The organism is Streptomyces sp. RK62 (genome assembly GCF_018070255.1).
Lineage (GTDB): Bacteria > Actinomycetota > Actinomycetes > Streptomycetales > Streptomycetaceae > Streptomyces > Streptomyces nigra.
This window is the reverse complement of the sequence record NZ_JAGPYD010000001.1, coordinates 35,688-53,368: the sequence shown is the minus strand read 5'-3', so window position 1 is coordinate 53,368 and position 17,681 is coordinate 35,688. Positions and strand designations below refer to the sequence as shown.

13 protein-coding genes are annotated in these 17,681 nt (G+C 72.4%); all 13 read right to left on the bottom strand.

What is annotated here, in order from left to right; translation table 11 throughout:
• Positions 1 to 18 precede the first annotated feature (18 nt).
• The gene (locus tag KBY32_RS00220) at positions 19 to 837 is read right to left on the bottom strand and encodes an EboA domain-containing protein (protein WP_210978351.1); all 819 of its coding nucleotides are present in this window, start codon (positions 835 to 837) and stop codon (positions 19 to 21) included.
• On the bottom strand, positions 834 to 1,853 hold the full coding sequence (locus KBY32_RS00215; protein ID WP_210978350.1) for a sugar phosphate isomerase/epimerase: 1,020 nt from the start codon (positions 1,851 to 1,853) through the stop codon (positions 834 to 836). The genes KBY32_RS00220 and KBY32_RS00215 overlap by 4 nt, the downstream gene beginning before the upstream one ends.
• Positions 1,850 to 2,788: an SCO3242 family prenyltransferase gene (locus tag KBY32_RS00210; RefSeq protein WP_210978349.1), complete on the bottom strand. Its 939-nt coding sequence runs from the start codon at positions 2,786 to 2,788 to the stop codon at positions 1,850 to 1,852. Before KBY32_RS00210 ends, KBY32_RS00215 begins: the two co-directional genes overlap by 4 nt.
• Positions 2,785 to 4,029 (bottom strand): inositol-3-phosphate synthase, encoded by a 1,245-nt coding sequence (locus KBY32_RS00205; RefSeq protein ID WP_210978348.1) that lies wholly within the window; start codon positions 4,027 to 4,029, stop codon positions 2,785 to 2,787. Before KBY32_RS00205 ends, KBY32_RS00210 begins: the two co-directional genes overlap by 4 nt.
• A gap of 84 nt (positions 4,030 to 4,113) precedes the next feature.
• On the bottom strand, positions 4,114 to 7,839 hold the full coding sequence (locus KBY32_RS00200) for a ThuA domain-containing protein (protein WP_210978347.1): 3,726 nt from the start codon (positions 7,837 to 7,839) through the stop codon (positions 4,114 to 4,116).
• Positions 7,840 to 8,103: 264 nt separating this feature from the next.
• A complete protein-coding gene (locus KBY32_RS00195; protein WP_210978346.1) occupies positions 8,104 to 9,102 on the bottom strand; it encodes a sugar phosphate isomerase/epimerase in 999 nt (332 codons plus the stop codon).
• 14 nt (positions 9,103 to 9,116) lie between these two features.
• Positions 9,117 to 10,349 carry a Gfo/Idh/MocA family protein gene (locus tag KBY32_RS00190; RefSeq protein ID WP_210978345.1) on the bottom strand — a complete coding sequence of 411 codons (1,233 nt, stop codon included), beginning with the start codon at positions 10,347 to 10,349 and terminating at the stop codon, positions 9,117 to 9,119.
• 202 nt (positions 10,350 to 10,551) lie between these two features.
• On the bottom strand, positions 10,552 to 11,589 hold the full coding sequence (locus KBY32_RS00185) for a substrate-binding domain-containing protein (RefSeq protein WP_055619295.1): 1,038 nt from the start codon (positions 11,587 to 11,589) through the stop codon (positions 10,552 to 10,554).
• A 17-nt stretch (positions 11,590 to 11,606) separates the two neighbouring features.
• Positions 11,607 to 12,626 (bottom strand): ABC transporter permease, encoded by a 1,020-nt coding sequence (locus tag KBY32_RS00180; RefSeq protein ID WP_055619296.1) that lies wholly within the window; start codon positions 12,624 to 12,626, stop codon positions 11,607 to 11,609.
• Positions 12,623 to 14,143, bottom strand: coding sequence for a sugar ABC transporter ATP-binding protein (locus tag KBY32_RS00175; protein WP_210978344.1), 1,521 nt, complete (start codon positions 14,141 to 14,143; stop codon positions 12,623 to 12,625). Before KBY32_RS00175 ends, KBY32_RS00180 begins: the two co-directional genes overlap by 4 nt.
• Before the next feature lie 245 nt (positions 14,144 to 14,388).
• Entirely contained in the window at positions 14,389 to 15,570 is a 1,182-nt protein-coding gene (locus KBY32_RS00170) for an ROK family protein (RefSeq protein WP_055619298.1), read from the bottom strand.
• Positions 15,571 to 15,840: 270 nt separating this feature from the next.
• Entirely contained in the window at positions 15,841 to 16,515 is a 675-nt protein-coding gene (locus KBY32_RS00165; RefSeq protein WP_055619299.1) for a GntR family transcriptional regulator, read from the bottom strand.
• A 142-nt stretch (positions 16,516 to 16,657) separates the two neighbouring features.
• Positions 16,658 to 17,596: a beta-ketoacyl-ACP synthase III gene (locus KBY32_RS00160; protein WP_055619300.1), complete on the bottom strand. Its 939-nt coding sequence runs from the start codon at positions 17,594 to 17,596 to the stop codon at positions 16,658 to 16,660.
• Positions 17,597 to 17,681 lie beyond the last annotated feature (85 nt).

Here is a 17,681-nt window from a genome sequence, read left to right as displayed (position 1 = left end):
CCTTGCCGTCGGTTGCGCTCAGCCGTGGTCGGCGGCGGGCGCGGAGGGGGTGGCCGGGGGGTCGGTCAAGGTCAGCACGCGGTGCAGGTCGGCGGGGACGGTACGGCCGGCGGCGGTGCGCTCGGCCGCGTAGTCCGTGAGCATGCGGGCGAGCTCGGTGTCGCCTTCGGCCCTGCGGTCCAGGTCGGCGACGGCGTCCACGGGCACGCCGGTGAACAGGCACTTCAGGACGGCGTGCCGCCACTGGTGGGCGTCGAGGTGCCGGGCGGCGTAGGAGCCCACGGCGGCGGTGAGGAGCCGGGTGTCGTTGGTGCGCAGGGCGTCCTCGACGAGCGGCAGCCCTTCGGGGCCGGGCACCAGATGCGGCAGGGCGTACAGGACGGCGCGGCGTTCGGCGCCGGTGCCCTGGTAGTAGACCCGGCTGAGGGCCTCGGCGTCGGCGCGGGCCGCGTGCAGGATGAGGACGCGGGCGGCGTCGGCGTGCTCGGGACCGCAGCGGCGGCCGGCCTCCGCGATGCGCAGCTCCCACACGGAGATGGGCCCGTGGGTGCCCGGGTGGGCGGCGGCCTCGTCGAGCGCGCGGCGCAGCCAGCCGCGTGCGGGGTCGTCGAGCCCGGCGGTGACGTGGTCGCGCAGCTCGGCGGGGGTGGCAGCGGCGAGGGTCGTGGTGCCGGGGGATGTGGTGCCGGGGGATGTGGTGCCGGGGGATGTGGTGCCGGGGGCCGGGTCGCTCGGGCCGGCCGCGGGTCTGGGTCCGGTGCCGGTGGCGTGGTCCGTGGAGGGGTTGGCGGCGGTGTCCGCGCCCGGGGTCGCCGGGCTGGTGCGGGGGTGGGTCATGAGGTGCTCCCTTCGGGGGTGGCGGAGGGATCGCCGTGAGAGGGGACGGGGACGGATGCGCCGAGGGCGGTGGCCTCGGCTCGGCGGAGGAACGGGAGGGAGAGTTCGGCGTAGTGAGGGCCTGCGTGGGAGTGGCGGGGCAGTTCGACGACCGTCAGGCCCTGGTAGCCGGTCGCGGCGAGGGCCGCGAGGACGGGCGGGAAGTCGATCTCCCCCTCCCCGAACGGGAGGTGCTCGTGGACGCCGCGTCGCATGTCCTCGATCTGCACATGGCGCAGCCAGGGCGCGGCGGCGCGTACGCAGTCGGCGGGAGAGTCGGCTTCCAGGCACTGGCAGTGGCCGATGTCGAGGGTGAGCCCGAGCGGTCCGGGGTCGCCCAGGGTGCGGCGCAGCCGGTGGAAGTCGTCGAGACGGGCCACGAGGTGGCCGGGTTCCGGTTCGACGGCGAGGGGGACGCCGGCGGCAGCGGCGGCGTCCAGGACCGGGGTGAGGTTGTCGGTCAGGCGCTTCCACGCCGTGTCCTCGTCGGTGCCGGGTGGGAGGACGCCGCTGAAGCAGTGCACGGCGTGGGCGCCGAGGTCGGCGGCGACGCGGACGGCCCGCAGCAGCAGGTCCACGCGGCGGGCGCGGTCGGCGGGCTCCGGGTCCAGCAGCGAGGGGCCGTGCTTGCGGCGGGCGTCGAGCACATAGCGGGCACCCGTCTCCACGGTGACGCTCAGGCCGAGTTCGGCCAGCCGGCGGGCGAGGCGGGCGGTGCGCGCGGTCAGGTCCGGGGCGTACGGGTCGAGATGCATGTGATCGAGCGTCAGCCCGAGCCCGTCGTACCCGAGGTCGGCGAGAAGCCCGAGCGCGTCGTCGAGCCGGAGATCGGCGAGCCCGTTGGTGCCGTAACCGAAGCGGAGCGGGCTGGGAGGGACGGTGGCGGCGGCTCGCGCAGGGGGCTGTGCCGGGTCCGGGCCGGCGGCTCCCCGGGCGGGCCGTACCCGGGCCGGGGACGGATCGGGCCAGGAGCTCATGTGATGCTCACCTTCTTCGCGTACCTCCGGCCGAGCGGGGCGAGCGCGGCGATGGCCAGGGCGGTGAGCCCGGCTCCGGCGCGGGCCGCGAGTGCCGCCTGGAGCGGGATGGTGGCCCGGATGCCACCGCCGACCGCCCGCTGGGTGAGGGGCGGTGAGGGGTTGAGCGCGGCGTGCGTGTACGGGCGCCCGGCGGTGACGGCGTAGGTGGCGGCCAGGGCGGTGCGCAGGGCCTGGGCGGGGGTGGGGCCGCCCCACAAGGAGTCCCGCTGGGAGTGACCACCCCGCAGAGAGGGACCACCGCGCGCGGCGGCCTCCTCGCGTCTCCCGCCCGCCGCCACCACTCGCGCCAGCACGGCCGTGGCCCCCAGGGCCGCCAGGGGTGGCAGGGACGTGCCGCCCTGCGTCTCGCGGCGGGAGACGGCCGTCACCGCGAGGGTGTGGGTGCCGAGCAGGGCCGCTGAGGGCAGGGCGGCGCGGGGGCGGCCGGTGGTGGCGGCCGCGCCGAGGAGGTGGTCGAGGCCGCGGGCGGCGGCCATGGCGACGGGCCCGGCGGGAGTGTGCTTCAGGCCGAGGTCGTACGCCCAGACGGTGGCGGCCAGTGGGGTCGCCACGGCCAGGGCGGGACGGCCCGCACCGGCGGCGAGGCCCAGACCGGCGGCGGTCAGGGCGCAGGCCGCCGTGAGGGCGGAGGATGGCGGGATGCGGCCGGAGGGCAGCGGGCGGTGGGGGCGTTCCACGGCGTCCTCGGCGCGGTCCGCCCAGTCGTTGAGGGCCATGCCGGCCTCGTAGAGGCAGAGGGAGGAGCCGATGGCGAGCAGGGTGCGGGGGCCGGGCCGGCCCCCGGAGGCGACGGCACCGCTCAGGGCGTCGCCGGGGACGGTGAACAGGGCCGGAAGGCGCAGCAGTTCGGCCCACGCACGGCGACGGCTCACGAACGCCCCTCCGCGACGGAGTCGGCGGACTCGGAGCCGGCAGAGTCGGAGCCCGCGGATTCGGAGTGCGCGGACTCGGACCCCGAACTGCCGGCGTCGGCCGAGGACAACCGCTCCCCCCACCCCACCAACACCGCAAACTGCTCCCCCAAGCTCGCCGGTCCGTCCCCCTGCGGGTCCTTGAAGTAGAAGCCGAGGGGGGCAAGGGGGCCGGAGAGGCCGGTTTCGTGGGCGCGGGCGGTGAGGCGGGCCAGGTCGAGGACGAGGGGGGCCGCGAGGGCCGAGTCGCAGCCCTGCCAGATGGTCTGCAGGACCATACGGGTGCCGAGGAAGCCGTCGAAGGCGATGTGGTCCCAGGCGGTCTTCCAGTCGCCGAGCGCCGGGACGTCGTCGATGTGGACCTCGCCCTCGGGAACGGTGCCGAGGGTGTCGGCGAGGACGCGTTCCTTGCCGGCGTTCTTCGCGGCGGCGGCGGCCGGGTCGGCGAGGGCGGCGCCGTCCCCGCCGCCGAGCAGGTTGGTGCCGGACCAGGCCCGGACGGTCAGGGCCCGCTGGGCGAACATCGGGCCCAGCACGGCCCGCAGCAGGGTCTGCCCGGTCTTGCCGTCCCGGCCGGCGTACGGCAGGCCGCTGCGTTCGGCCTCGCGGGCGGCGACGGGGTGGTGCATACCCTCGGAGGGGGTGAAGTTGACGTAGGGGCAGCCTGCGCGGAGGGCGGCGAGGGCGTAGAGGGTGCTGGCCGGGAGGGGGGCGTCCGCACGGCCCTCGGAGGCGGGTTCGGTGGAGGCGACGTTCACCACGACCGTCCGTTCCAGGCCGTGGCGGCGGGTGAAGTCGCGGATGTCGGCGGCGAACGTGTCGATCAGTTCGGCCTCGGTGCGGGTGTCCCCGCGGGTGGGGCCGCCGGGCCTGATCTCACGGTCGGCGGCGGCGAGTTCGGAGGCCACGGCGGTGGCGACGCCGGGCGGGAGGACTCCCCCGGCGGTCAGGGTCTCGGCGCGCTTGGGGAGCGGGCAGTCGAGGGTGTCGTGGCCGCCGAAGACGAGGTCGGACAGGGCGGGCAGGCCGCTGTCGGCGAAGGCGGGGGTCTCGGTCACCATGCCGGTCGGCGGGTGCAGTCCGGCGGCGATGGCGGCGCACCCCGTGACGACGGTGGTGGCGACGGAGCCGCGGGCTCCGATCAGCCACACCCCCGTACGCGGGCGGCGCTGGGGCGCGGAAGGGGACGCGGACGCGGACATGGGCAGCCTCCTGGTCGTGCGCGAACACCGGGGGGAGGGCGAGGGACGGCGGGCGGGGGTCCGGCGTCCCCCGCCCGCCGCCGTTCAGTCGCCCTGGACGGGCAGTTCCTTCAGCTGGATGTTGCGGAAGGAGACCTGGTCGTCGGCACCGTGGTTCTGCAGGCCGATGTAGCCGTCGGTCAGGCTCCGCTCGGGGTCCTTGTTGGTGAAGTCGTTGATCTTGACTCCGTTGAGGAACACCTGGAGGCGTTCGCCCTGGACCTTGATCTCGTAGGAGTTCCAATGGCCGGGCGGCCGCAGGACCTGGTCACGGGCCTTGATGTTGGCCGACTTGAACGAGTAGACGGAGCCCGTGGTGCGGTCGGGCGCGTCCGTGGCGTCGATCTGGATCTCGTAGCCCTTGTTCACCGCGGACCAGGGGTCGTCGGAGGCCGGGAAGCCCACGAAGACACCGGAGTTGTCGTCGCCGCTCATCTTCCAGTCGAGCTTGAGCGAGTACGACTTCAGCTCCTTGGCCTGGTACCAGAGCAGGCCCATGCCGCCCTCGGTGTCCATGACCCCGCCGTCCTTGACGACGAACCTGCCGGGGCCGGCCTGCTTCCAGCCGTCCAGGGTCTCGCCGTTGAAGATCTTCCGGTAGCCCTTGTCCGGCTTGCAGTCGGCCTTGACCTGGCCGGTGGCGTACTGGAGGCCGCCGAGCAGATGGGCGCGGAACGCCTCGTCCGCGTAGGACTCCTTGGTGTGGCCGCCGCCGGTGTAGAAGGAGCGTCCGCCGCCGTAGGTCTGGCACCAGGCGATCGGGTGGTCGCCCTTCATGGTGCCGCCCTGGTAGGTGGTCTCGTCCAGGGTGGCGAGGACCTTGGCCTTCTCCCGCGGGTTGGTGCGGTAGTTGTACCACTCGTCGGTGCGCTCCCAGGTGTCGTCCAGGTGCGCGGTGGCCGGGTGGTCGTGGTCCTCGACGCGGACGGTGGCCTTCTGGATGGCCGGGTGGGACTGGAAGTAGGCGCCGACGAGTCCGCCGTAGAACTCCCAGTCGTACTCGGTGTCGGCGGCGGCGTGGATGCCCATGTAGGCGCCACCGCCGGCCACGTAGTCCTCGAACGCCTTCTGCTGCTCGGCGTTGAGGACGTCACCCGTGGTGGAGAGGAACGCCACCGCGTCGTACTTGGCGAGGTTGGTGGTGGTGAACTGGCGGGCCTCCTCGGTCGCGTCGACCGTGATGCCGGCCGGGGCGCCGAGTTCCTTCAGGGCGGCGACGCCGGCCGGGATGGAGTCGTGCCGGAAGCCGGCGGTCTTCGAGAAGACGAGGACCTTCTTGCCGCCCTTGAACGGCTGGGTGGAGAACTCGAAGTCGTCCACGTCGTACAGGGCGCCCTCGCCGCCCTTGAAGACCAGGTAGATCTCGGTGGTCTTCTTCGGCAGGGCCCGCAGCGGCACGTCGACGTCCTGGAACGTGTCCCAGCTGCCGGTCGGCGGGATGTACGCGGAGCCGTGCAGCGGTCCGTCGGGCGAGCCGGTGCGCAGCTCGATGAAGCCGCCGGAGCCGCCGGAGGAGGCGCGTACGGTCATCTTCTTCTGCCCGGCGAAACGGTAGGGGCTGAAGGAGATCCAGTCGCCGTCGTCGATGTCCCCGACCGTCTTGCCTCCGTGGGCCGTCGCCTTGTCGAAGGTGTTGACGCCGGACTGGGCGGTGAAGTGCTCGGCCTGGCGGTGCAGCGGCTGGAGCACGGTGCGGGCGGTGCCGGTCAGGGCCTCCTGGCCGTTGGCCCCGCCGTCCGTGTAACTGGCGCCGACGACGCCGTAGATGTCGGCGTTGGGATCGTGCCCGCCGTCACCGGGGGGCGGGGTCAGGGTGCCCTCGCAGCCCATCTCGCTGGTGAGTTCATGGGCGTGGGAGTCGTGGCCGAGGCTGTAGACGACCTTGACCTTGGAGCAGTCGACGGTCTCCTCGGGGTCGGTGACCGTCACCTTGAACGGGACGGGCTTGCCGAACTCGGCGAGCGCCCCGTTGCCCGGGATGTCGATGCGCACCTTGGGTTCGGTGTTGCCGACGACGATTCGGACGCTGGCATTGCCCGTGTTGCCCTCGGGGTCCTTGGCGGTGAAGGTCGCGCTGTAGGTGCCGACCTTCTTGTACTGGTGGGTGGGGGTCAGGCCCTCGCCCTTGGTGCCGTCGCCGAAGTCCCAGCTGTAGGTGAGGTCGGTGGAGTCGGCGTCCTTCGCGGAGCCGGTGAACTTGACCTTGAGGCCGGCGGCGCCGGACGTCTTGTCGGCGCTGACCTCGGCGATCGGGGAGAAGCCGTCCTCGGCGTTCTCGATCCGGTAGAGCGCGGAGTGCTCGTCGCCCTGGAACCAGGAGACGCCGTAGTCGAGGACGTAGAGCGCGCCGTCGGGGCCGAACTCCATGTCCATGATCTGGGTGCCGGTCCACGGGAAGTCGTTGATCTTCGCGACCGAGCCGTCCTCGTTCTGCTCGATCCGCTTGATCCAGCGGCGGCCGAACTCGCCGGCGAAGAAGTCGCCGTCGTACTCCTCCGGGAACTTCACCTTGGAGTCGAGGTCGGGGTCGTAGCGGTAGACCGGGCCGCCCATCGGGGACTCGGAGCCGCTGCCGAACTCGGGCAGGGAGCCGCCGTCGTACGGGATCCAGGCGGGCTGCGCGGGCGGCAGCTCGGTCAGGCCCGTGTTGTGCGGCGAGGTGTTCTCCGGGGCGTCGCAGTCGAACGTCTCACCGGAGGCGCCGGTCCCGAAGTCGTAGTCGACGTACGGGTCGTTGTCGCCGGTGCAGAACGGCCAGCCGAAGTTGGCGGCCTTGGTGACCTTGGCGAACTCGACCTGGCCGCCCGGGCCGCGGGTGGGGCTGGCGGTGCCGGCGTCGGGGCCGTAGTCACCGACGTAGACGATGCCGGTCTTGTCGTCGACGCTCATCCGGAACGGGTTGCGGAAGCCCATCGCGTAGATCTCGGGGCGGGTCTTCTCGGTGCCCGGCGGGAAGAGGTTGCCCTCGGGGACGGTGTACGAGCCGTCCTCGGCGACCTTGATGCGCAGGATCTTGCCGCGCAGGTCGTTGGTGTTGCCGGAGCTGCGGCGCGCGTCGAAGGCCGGGTTGCGGTTGGCCCGGTCGTCGATGGGCGTGTAGCCGTCGGAGGCGAAGGGGTTGGTGTCGTCGCCGGTGGACAGGTAGAGGTTGCCCTCGGCGTCGAAGTCGATGTCGCCGCCGACGTGGCAGCAGATGCCGCGGGAGGCCGCGACGTCGATGACCTTCTTCTCGCTGGCCAGGTTGAGGGTGCCGTTGGCGTTCAGCGTGAAGCGGGAGAGGCGGTTGACGCCGTCGAACTTCTTGAAGTCGTCGGCGGTGCCGGTCTCGGGGGCGTCGCCGGCGGGGGTGTCCAGCGGCGGGGCGTAGTACAGGTAAATGGCCCGGTTGTTCTTGAAGTCCGGGTCGACGCCGACACCCTGGAGGCCCTCCTCGTCGTGGTTGTAGACGTCGAGGCGGCCGGCGATCTTGGTGACGCCGCCCTGGTCGGTCAGGCGCAGCGTGCCGTCGCGCGAGGTGTGCAGGACGCTGCGGTCGGGGAGCACGGCGAGCGACATCGGCTCGCCCATCTCGGGTTCGCCCTTGGCGAGCGGCACCTGCTGGAACTGGCCCTCGGCGGCGGCCGGTTCATCGTGCTCCGGGTGGCCGGGGTGGGCGCCGGCGACGGTGGCCGGGGTGCCGACGGCCAGGAGCAGGCCGGTGAACAGGGCGACGGTGGTGCGCAGTGTGCGACGCCTGGGGGTGCGGGTGTCTCTGAGTCCGGTTCTGTGCACGAAGTCCCTCCGGGAACGGAATGGGGCCGTACGGGTGGGTGCTGGAGACGTGCGGTGCGGGCGCCGGGGTGCGCCGTCACCCCGGAGATAGGTGTGTCCTGAACACCTCAAGGACGGTAACCGGGTCCGTGCGGGGCGAACACCCCTTGCACCCGATTCGGTTGAACTTTTTCCCATCCGAGGACAAAGCCGTATCCGCGCAGGTCGGAGGGGGGATCGGCGGTGTCGCCGATCCCCGTCCCCGACCTGCGGTCGGTTACTGGCTCAGCTGTTGAACGCGGCGTCGAAGGACGCGCTGGGCGGCTCGAAATCGAAGGCCTTGAGCCGGCTCAGGGCCTCCGGGGCGCCCTGCAGCCGGTCCATGCCGGCGTCCTCCCACTCCACGGAGATCGGCCCCTGGTAGTCGATGGACCGCAGCATCCGGAACACGTCCTCCCATGGGACGTCCCCGTGCCCGGCCGACACGAAGTCCCAGCCGCGGCGCGGATCGCCCCACGGCAGATGGGAGCCGAGCCGGCCGTTGCGCCCGTCGAGCCGCCGGCGGGCCTCCTTGCAGTCGACGTGGTAGATCCGGTCGCGGAAGTCCCACAGGAAGCCGACCGGGTCGAGGTCCTGCCACACGAAGTGCGACGGGTCGAAGTTCAGCCCGAACGCGGGCCGGTGGTCCACCGCCTCCAGGGTGCGTACGGTCGTCCAGTAGTCGTAGGCGATCTCGCTCGGGTGGACCTCGTGGGCGAAGCGCACGCCCTCGGCGTCGAAGACGTCCAGGATCGGGTTCCAGCGCTCGGCGAAGTCCTCGTAGCCCCGCTCGATCATCGACTCGGGGGCGGGCGGGAACATGGCGACCAGATGCCAGATGGCCGAGCCGGTGAACCCGATCACCGTGTCCACGCCGAAGGCCGCGGCGGCGCGCGCGGTGTCCTTGATCCGCTCCGCGGCCCGCCGGCGCACCCCCTCCGCCTCGCCGTCGCCCCAGACGTCGGCGGGCAGGATCGCCTGGTGACGCTCGTCGATGATGGCGTCGCAGACGGCCTGGCCCACCAGGTGGTTGGAGATGGCCCAGCACTTCAGGCCGTACTTGTCGAGGAGCTGGTGCCGGGACTCGACGTACCCGGGGTCGCTCAGCGCCTTGTCGACCTCGAAGTGGTCGCCCCAACAGGCGAGTTCGAGTCCGTCGTAGCCGAAGTCGCGGGCGAGCCGGCAGACCTCCTCCAGCGGCAGGTCGGCCCACTGGCCGGTGAACAGCGTGAACGTGCGCGGCATTCTCGTTGGCCTCCTCAGACGGCTATCGGGGTGAAGACGGAGTTCTTCTCGGCGCTCTCCTCGACCGCCGCGAGGACGCGCTGCACCTGGAGTCCGTCGGCGAACGTGGGCTGCGGCGAGCGGCCCTCGGCGACGGCGTGGACCAGGTCGCGGGCCTGGTGCACGAACGAGTGCTCGTAGCCCAGGCCGTGGCCCGGCGGCCACCAGGCGTCCAGGTAGGGGTGGTCGGGTTCGGTGACGAGGATGCGGCGGAACCCGGCGTGGGTGCCCGGCTCCCGGCCGTCGTGGTACGCGAGTTCGTTGAGCCGCTCCAGGTCGAAGGCGAGCGAGCCGTGCTCGCCGTTCAGCTCGATGCGCAGGGCGTTCTTGCGGCCGGTGGCGTAGCGGGTGGCCTCGAAGGAGGCGAGCGCGCCGGAGGCGAAGCGGCCCGTGAACAGGGCGGCGTCGTCCACGGTGACCGCGCCGGTGGCCTCGCCGGCCTCCACGGCGGACAGTCCGCTCGCCGCGCCGCCGGGCAGCGGGCGTTCCCGGACGAAGGTCTCCGTCATCGCGGACACCCCGGTCAGCCGCTCCCCCGCGAGGTGCTGGGCGAGGTCGACGATGTGCGCGCCGAGGTCGCCGAGCGAGCCGGAGCCGGCCGACTCCCTGCGCAGCCGCCAGGTCAGCGGGAACTGCGGGTCCACCAGCCAGTCCTGGAGGTAGGTGACCCGCACATGGCGGAGCCGGCCCAGCCGTCCCTCCGCGACCATGTCGCGGGCCAGCGCGGTGGCGGGCAGCCGGCGGTAGTTGAAGCCGACCATCGCGACCTGGCCGTCGGCCTGCGCCCGTGCGGCCGCCGCGGCCATCGCCTCGGCCTCCTCGACGGTGTTCGCCAGGGGCTTCTCGCACAGGACGTGCTTGCCGGCGGCCAGCGCCGCGAGCGCGATCTCGGCGTGGCTGTCGCCGGGGGTGCAGATGTCGACGAGGTCGATGTCGTCGCGGGCGATCAGGGTGCGCCAGTCGGTCTCCGCCGACGCCCACCCGTGCCGGTCGGCGGCGGCGCGTACGGCGCCGGCGTCCCGGCCGCAGATCGCGGCGAGCACCGGGGTGCGGGGCAGGTCGAAGACCCGGCCCGCGGTGCGCCAGCCCTGCGAGTGGGCCGCGCCCATGAAGGCGTACCCGACCATGCCGACGCGCAGGGGCGGTGCGCCCGACCCGGCGGCCCCTGCCTCCGCCTCGGCCTGGCCGGGCTGCTGCGGCTGTCCCATGCGATAGTCCTCCTCGTCGTCGTGCCGCGGTGGGGGGTGGGGGGCGTGCCGGGGCCCCGGTCGCCGCGCGTACGGGCCGGGACGCCGGCCCGTGTGCCGTCCGCCGCGCGCCGGCCGGCGGTGTGCCCGCCGGCCGGTGCCCGCCCCGGCCGCCCCCGGCCCTGCCCGACGGACTCCCCGTCCCCGTCGGGCAGGGGGCGCCTCACTTGAAGCCGGTGGACATGTACTGGTCGACGTTGTCCTTGTCGACGACGGCCGAGTAGAGCGTGATCGAGGCGGGGATCTCGAACTCGGCCATGCCGCCGACGCCCTTGCCCTGGCCCAGCGCACGGGCCAGGTCGATGGCGGACGCGGCCATGGTCGGCGGGTACAGCACCGTGGCCTTGAGGACGCCGTCGTCCTTCTTGATGGCCTGGAAGGCGGAGAGCGCTCCGGCGCCGCCGACCATCAGGAAGTCGTCGCGGCCGGCCTGCTCGATGGCGCGCAGGGCGCCGACACCCTGGTCGTCGTCGTGGTTCCACAGCGCGTCGAACTTCGACTGCGCCTGCAGCAGTTGGGCCATCTTGGACTGACCGGACTCGACGGTGAACTCGGCGGCCTGACGGGCCACCTTCTTGATGTTCGGGTAGTTCTTCAGGGCGTCGTCGAAGCCCTGGGTGCGCTGCTTGGTCAGTTCGAGGTTGTCCAGGCCGGCCAGCTCGATGACCTTGGCGTCGGACTTGCCCTTGAGCTTCTCGCCGATGTAGTGGCCGGCGTTGAGGCCCATGCCGTAGTTGTCGCCGCCGATCCAGCAGCGGTACGCCTGCGGGGTGTTGAAGATCCGGTCGAGGTTGATGACCGGGATGCCGGCGCGCATCGCCTTCAGACCGACCTGGGTGAGCGCCTTGCCGTCGGCGGGCAGGATCACCAGGACGTCGACCTTCTTGTTGATGAGGGTCTCGATCTGGCCGATCTGCTGGGCGGTGTCGTTCGAGCCCTCGGTGATCTCCAGCGTCACGTCGGAGTACTTCTTGGCGCGGCTCTTGGCGTTGTCGTTGATCGCGTTGAGCCAGCCGTGGTCGGCCTGGGGTCCGGCGAAGCCGATGGTGACCTGCTTGCCGGGCTTGTCGTCGGCGGCCGGCTGGTCGTTCGCGGCCGGCTCGTCCTTGGACTCGTTGCTCGTGCAGCCCGTGAGGAGGGCTCCGGCGCCCACGGCGGCGGTTCCGAACAGCAGCCCTCTGCGGCTGGTGAACTCTGGCATGGCGGTGAACCCTTTCCTCAGGTCGTGCTCGCGGTACGGCGCTGGACCAGCACGGCGGCGACGATGATCGCGCCCTTGGCGATCTGCTGGACGTCGCTCTGCAGGTTGTTCAGGGCGAAGATGTTGGTGATGGTGGTGAAGATCAGGACGCCGAGCACCGAGCCGACGATGGTGCCGCGGCCTCCGGTGAGCAGCGTGCCGCCGATGATCGCGGCCGCGATGGCGTCGAGTTCGTAGAGGTTGCCGTTGGTGTTCTGACCGGAGCCGGACAGGATGATCAGCAGGAACGCGGCGATGCCGCAGCACAGTCCGGACAGCAGATAGAGGTAGAGGCGCTGGCGGCGGACGTCGATGCCGGCGAGCCGGGCCGCCTCCGGGTTGCCGCCGACGGCGACCGTGCGCCGGCCGAAGGTGGTGCGGTTCAGCACCAGCCAGCCGATGATCGTCACGACCGCGAACACCATGACCAGCGGCGGGATGCCGAGGACGTAGGCGTCGCGCTCACCGAGGTCGAGGACCGAGGGGATGGTGACGATCTGCGTCTTGCCGTCGGTGATCTGCAGCGCCAGGCCGCGCGCGGAGGCCAGCATGGCGAGCGTCGCGATGAACGGCACCATCGCTCCGTAGGCGATCAGCACCCCGTTGACCAGCCCGCATCCCACTCCGACGATGACCGCCGTGAAGAGGATGCCGGCGAAGCCGTACTCCTGGGTGGCGACCGTGGTCGCCCACACCGAGGCCAGCGCGACGATCGCGCCGACGGACAGGTCGATGCCGCCGGAGATGATGACGAAGGTCATGCCGACGGTGACGACACCGATCACGGAGGCCTGGGTGAGTACCAGTTGGAGGTTGCGGGTGTCGAGGAACTCGTCCGGCTTGGTGATGCCGCCGATGAGGATCAGCGCGGCGAGAACGCCGAGCAGGGACAGGGTGCGCACGTCGGCGTGGGCCGTCAGGCCGCGCCAGGCGGGCGCCGCACCGGTCGGGGGCACCTTGTCGGTGCTGTCCCGCGGCGGGGAGGCGTGCTGCGTCATGACGCCGGGCTTCCTTCCATGACGAGGTCGAGTACGCGGTGTTCGTCGAGTTCGAGGGCGGGGGCCGTGTGGACGACACGGCCCTCGCGCAGCACCAGGACGCGGTCGGCGAGCCCCAGCACCTCGGGTACTTCGCTGGAGACCAGCAGCACGCCGAGCCCTTCGTCCGCCAGCCGCCGCACGACCGCGTACAGCTCGGCGCGGGCGCCGACGTCGACGCCCCGGGTGGGTTCGTCGAGCAGCAGGACACGGCAGCCGCGCAGCAGCCAGCGGGCCAGGACGGCCTTCTGCTGGTTGCCGCCGGACAGGGTGCGCACCGGCACCGACGGGTTGTCGGGGCGCAGGGACAGTTCGCGGGTGGCGGCGCGGGCCGCGCCGCGTTCGGCGGCCCGGTCGATCCAGCCGCCGCGTGCGAAGCGGGACATGGACGACACGGACACGTTGCGGGTGACGGACTCCAGCATCAGCAGGGCCTGCGCCTTGCGTTCCTCGGGGGCGAGCCCGAGTCCGGCGCGCACGGCGGCCCGTACGCTGCCGGGCCTGAGCGGGCGCCCGTCGACGAGGACCTGGCCTGCGGTGGGCCGCCGGGCGCCGTAGATCGTCTCCAGGATCTCGGAGCGTCCCGAGCCGACGAGTCCGGCGAGCCCGACGATCTCCCCGGGCCGCACGGTCAGGTCGAGGGCCTCGAACTCGCCGTCGCGGGCGAGCCCGCGGACCTCGAGGAGCGGGTCGCCGCCGGCCGCGTCCCGCACCGGCCGCTCGGGGAAGACGTACTCGACGTTGCGTCCCGTCATCATCGCCACGACGTCACGGGTCGGCGTGGACTTGGCGGGCAGTCCGCCGGCCACGGCCCGGCCGTCCTTGAGGACGGTCACCCGGTCGCCGATCCGGCGGATCTCCTCCAGCCGGTGCGAGATGTAGACGACGGCGACGCCCTCGGCGGTGAGGTCGCCGACGATCCGGAAGAGGTTGTCGACCTCGTCGGGGTCGAGGGCGGCGGACGGCTCGTCCATCACGATGAGCCGGACGTCGTGGGAGAGGGCGCGGGCCATGGAGACGATCTGCTGCTGCGCGGCCGACAGATCGCCGACCAGCCGTCCGGGATCGATCTCGGGGTGCCCGAGCCGCTTGAGGAGCTCGGCCGTCGAGGCCCGCGCCGCCCGGCCGCGCACGATGAAGCCGGCGGTGGTCGGCTCGTGCCCGAGGTGGACGTTCTCGGCGACCGACAGATGCTCCACCAGGTCGAGTTCCTGGTAGATGGTGGCGATGCCGAGGCGCATCGCGGCGATCGGCGAGCGGAGGGTGACCTCCTCGCCGCGCCAGCGGATGGTGCCGGTGTCGGGCTGGTGGGCGCCGGCCAGGACCTTGATGAGCGTGGACTTGCCGGCGCCGTTCTGGCCGAGCAGGCAGTGGACTTCACCGGCCTGGACGTCGAGGTCGACGCCGTCGAGGGCGCGGACTCCGGGGAACGACTTGGTGATGCCGTTCATGGTGAGCAGCGGTGGTTCTGGTGCCATGAGGTCCCCTTGGCGGGCATGCGGGCCGGATTCAGGGCAGGGCGGATCAGGGCAGGGCGGGGCTACGCGGGGTGGTACGGGGGTGGTGCGGCTCTGGTACGGCTCTGTGCGGCGCGGCGGTACGGGTGGTGCGGCTCTGTTACGGCTTCGGTGCGGCGAGGCGGTGCTTGGCGTGCGGGTGGAGCCGCCGCCCGGCGGGTGACCGGGCGGGTGGTGCCGGGGCCGGCCCGGGGGCCGGCGCGTGCCTACGCGGGTGAGAACAGGTGGTCGCTGATGAGGCGGGCCGCGCCGATGACTCCGGCGGTGGGGCCCAACTCCCCCAGGACGATGGGAAGGTTGCCGGTCGCCAGGGGCAGCGACTGGCGGTAGACCTGGGTGCGGATGGCGGCGAGCAGGGTGTGGCCGAGACCGGTCACCCCGCCGCCGATCACCACCAGGCCGGGGTTGAAGAAGCTGACGAGTCCGGCGATGACCTGCCCGACCCGGTTGCCGCCCTCGCGGATCAGGTCGAGCGCGGTGGCGTCACCGGCGGCGGCCGCCGCAGCGACGTCGACGGCGGTGAGGGTGCCGTTCGCCTCCAGACGTGAGGCGAGCTCCACCGACCGTCCCTGCTCGGCCGCCTCGACGGCGTCCCGGGCGAGGGCCGCCCCGCTGAAGTGCGCCTCCAGGCAGCCGCGGTTGCCGCAGGCGCACGGACGTCCGTCGGGCACGGCCTGGATGTGCCCGATGTCGCCCGCGCTGCCGGTGACACCGCGGTGGACGTCACCGCCCGCGACGATGCCGCAGCCGATACCGGTGCCGATCTTGACGCAGAGGAAGTCGCCGACGGAGCGTGCGACGCCCGCGTGCTGCTCCCCCATCGCCATGAGGTTCACGTCGTTGTCGACCATGACCGGGCAGCCGAGCTCCTGGCTGAGCGCCTCCCGTACGGGGAAGCCGTCCCAGCCCGGCATGATCGGCGGCGCCACGGGGACGCCCTCGGGGAAGCGGACGGGTCCGGGGACGCCGATGCCGGCGCCGTCGAACCCCTCGGCGAGCCCCGAGGCCTTGAGCTTGGCGGCCATGGAGAGGACCTGCTCGAAGACCGCGACCGGGCCCTCGCGGACGTCCATGGGCTGGTTGAGGTGACCGAGGATCTCCAGTTCGGCGTTGGTGACGGCGACGTCGACCGAGGTCGCGCCGATGTCGACGCCGAGGAAGCGCAGCCCGGGGTTGAGCCGGATGTTGTGGGAGCGCCGGCCGCCGCGCGAGGCGGCGAGTCCGTCGGCCACGACGAGGTCCGTCTCCAGCAGGCGGTCCACCTCGACGGCCAGCTTGGACCGGGAGAGGTCGATCTGATCGCCGAGCTGGGCCCGGGAGTTGGGCCCTCCGTCACGCAGCAGCTTGAGCAGCCGGGCCTGATGGGCGTTCGCGGGTCGCGCCGTCATGCGTCTCACGTGCCCCTCCCCGCCTCGATCGGCCTGAGTGCCGGAATCCGGCCACCGCGGTGGCCTTGCTTTCGAGGGGAACGTAGCAGTGGCCGCCGGGAGTGGGAAGAACTTGAGCAGAGATTGCCGTCAACTTTTTCCACTCACAGGACAAAGGCGCTCGTGGGAGAAGCCGCCACAGAACGACAGAGAGACCCCCGTGCCGGCCGCGAGGCCGTCACGGGTGTCCGTGAACGCGTGGAACTGTGGAACTCCGGTCGCCGGAGGCCGTCACCGGCCCCGCTGGTGGTACGACCGGCGGGTGTGCTCGGTGTGTTCGCGCATCAGCTGGGTCGCCCGGGCCTCGTCCCGCTCGGTGATGGCGGCGATCAACCCCCGGTGCTCGATCCAGGACTGGTGGCCACGCTGCCGGGCGATCGGGGTGTAGTACCAGCGCACCCGCCGGTCGACCTGGGCGGCGAGCTCGGCGAGGACCGTGTTCCCGGCGAGCTCCATGACTTTCGTGTGGAAGCGGGCGTTGAGCGCGACGGCGGTGTCCACCTCGTCGTCGGCGACGGCCTGCTCGCCCTGGGCGCACAGCTCCTCCAGCGCGGCGATACCGGCGCTGTCCGCGTGGGCGGCGGCGAGCCGGGCGGCCTCGGCCTCCAGGAGCGTACGGACCGTCAGGAGCTGGTCGGCCTCCTCCTCGGTCGGCTCGTGCACGAACGCGCCCTGCGCGGGGCGCAGATCGACCCAGCCCTCGGTGTTCAGCCGCTGCAGCGCCTCCCGCACCGGCTGCCGCGACACCCCGAGATGGCCCGCCAGTTCGCTCTCGACCAGATGCTGCCCTGGCTGGAGAGCGCGGGTGGTGATGAGTTCGAGCAGCGCCTCGTAGACGCGGTCGCGCAGCGGGCCGGGCCGTTCGAGCTTGGGCACCGCGCCCTGCGGCAGTCCTGTCGACAACATCGGTTCCCCTCCTGGGCGAACACCGGGCGACTGCGCCCCCGTGGCCGGCCGTCAGCGCGAGCCCGTATCGATTGTCTTTCGTCTACAGTCTACGGCGCACTCGAGTCCGGAAAACTGAGGAGTCGGCCACATCCGGCCGTCGTCACGGGCAGCGGACGACCTGTCCGCCGTAGGAGAGGTTGCCGCCGAAGCCGAAGAGCAGCACCGGGTCGCCGCTCGAGATCCGGCCCTGTTCCACGAGCTTGGAGAACGCGAGCGGGATGCTCGCCGCCGAGGTGTTGCCGGACTCGGTGACATCGCGCGCGACCACCGCGTTGACGGCGCCCAGCTTCTGCGCGAGGGGTTCGATGATGCGCAGGTTGGCCTGGTGCAGGACGACGGCGGCGAGGTCCTCGGGGGCGTATCCCGCGCGCTCGCAGGCACCGCGGGCGATGGCGGGCAGCTTGGTCGTCGCCCAGCGGTAGACGCTCTGGCCCTCCTGGGCGAACCGGGCGGGCTGGCCCTCGATGCGCACCGCGTGCCCCATCTCGGGCACCGAGCCCCACAGCACCGGGCCGATCCCCTGCTCGCCGGACGCCTCGACGACGGCGGCGCCCGCCCCGTCCCCGACCAGCACACAGGTCGTCCGGTCGGTCCAGTCGGTGACGTCGGACATCTTGTCGGCGCCGATGACCAGCGCGCGGGTGGCCCCGCCCGCCCGCACCGCGTGGTCGGCCGTGGCCAGCGCGTGGGTGAAGCCGGCGCAGACGACGTTGATGTCCATGGCGGCCGGCGAGGGGATGCCGAGCCGGGCCGCGACGCGCGCGGCCATATTGGGCGAGCGGTCGACGGCGGTGGAGGTCGCGACGAGCACGAGGTCGATGTCGGCGGGCGTGAGACCGGCCGCCGCGAGCGCCTTGGCGGCGGCGTGGGCGGCGAGTTCGTCGACCGGCTCGTCCGGTCCGGCGATGTGGCGCGTGCGGATGCCGACCCGCGAGGTGATCCACTCGTCACTGGTGTCGACCATGCCCGCCAGGTCCTCGTTGGTGAGGATGCGCGCGGGCTGATAGTGGCCGACGGCGACGATGCGCGAGCCGTTCATTTGATGGTGATCCCCTCGGACCTCGGGTAGCGGGACACACCAGTCTGATCAGTGACTCACCAGTACGACGGCACGTGATGCCACA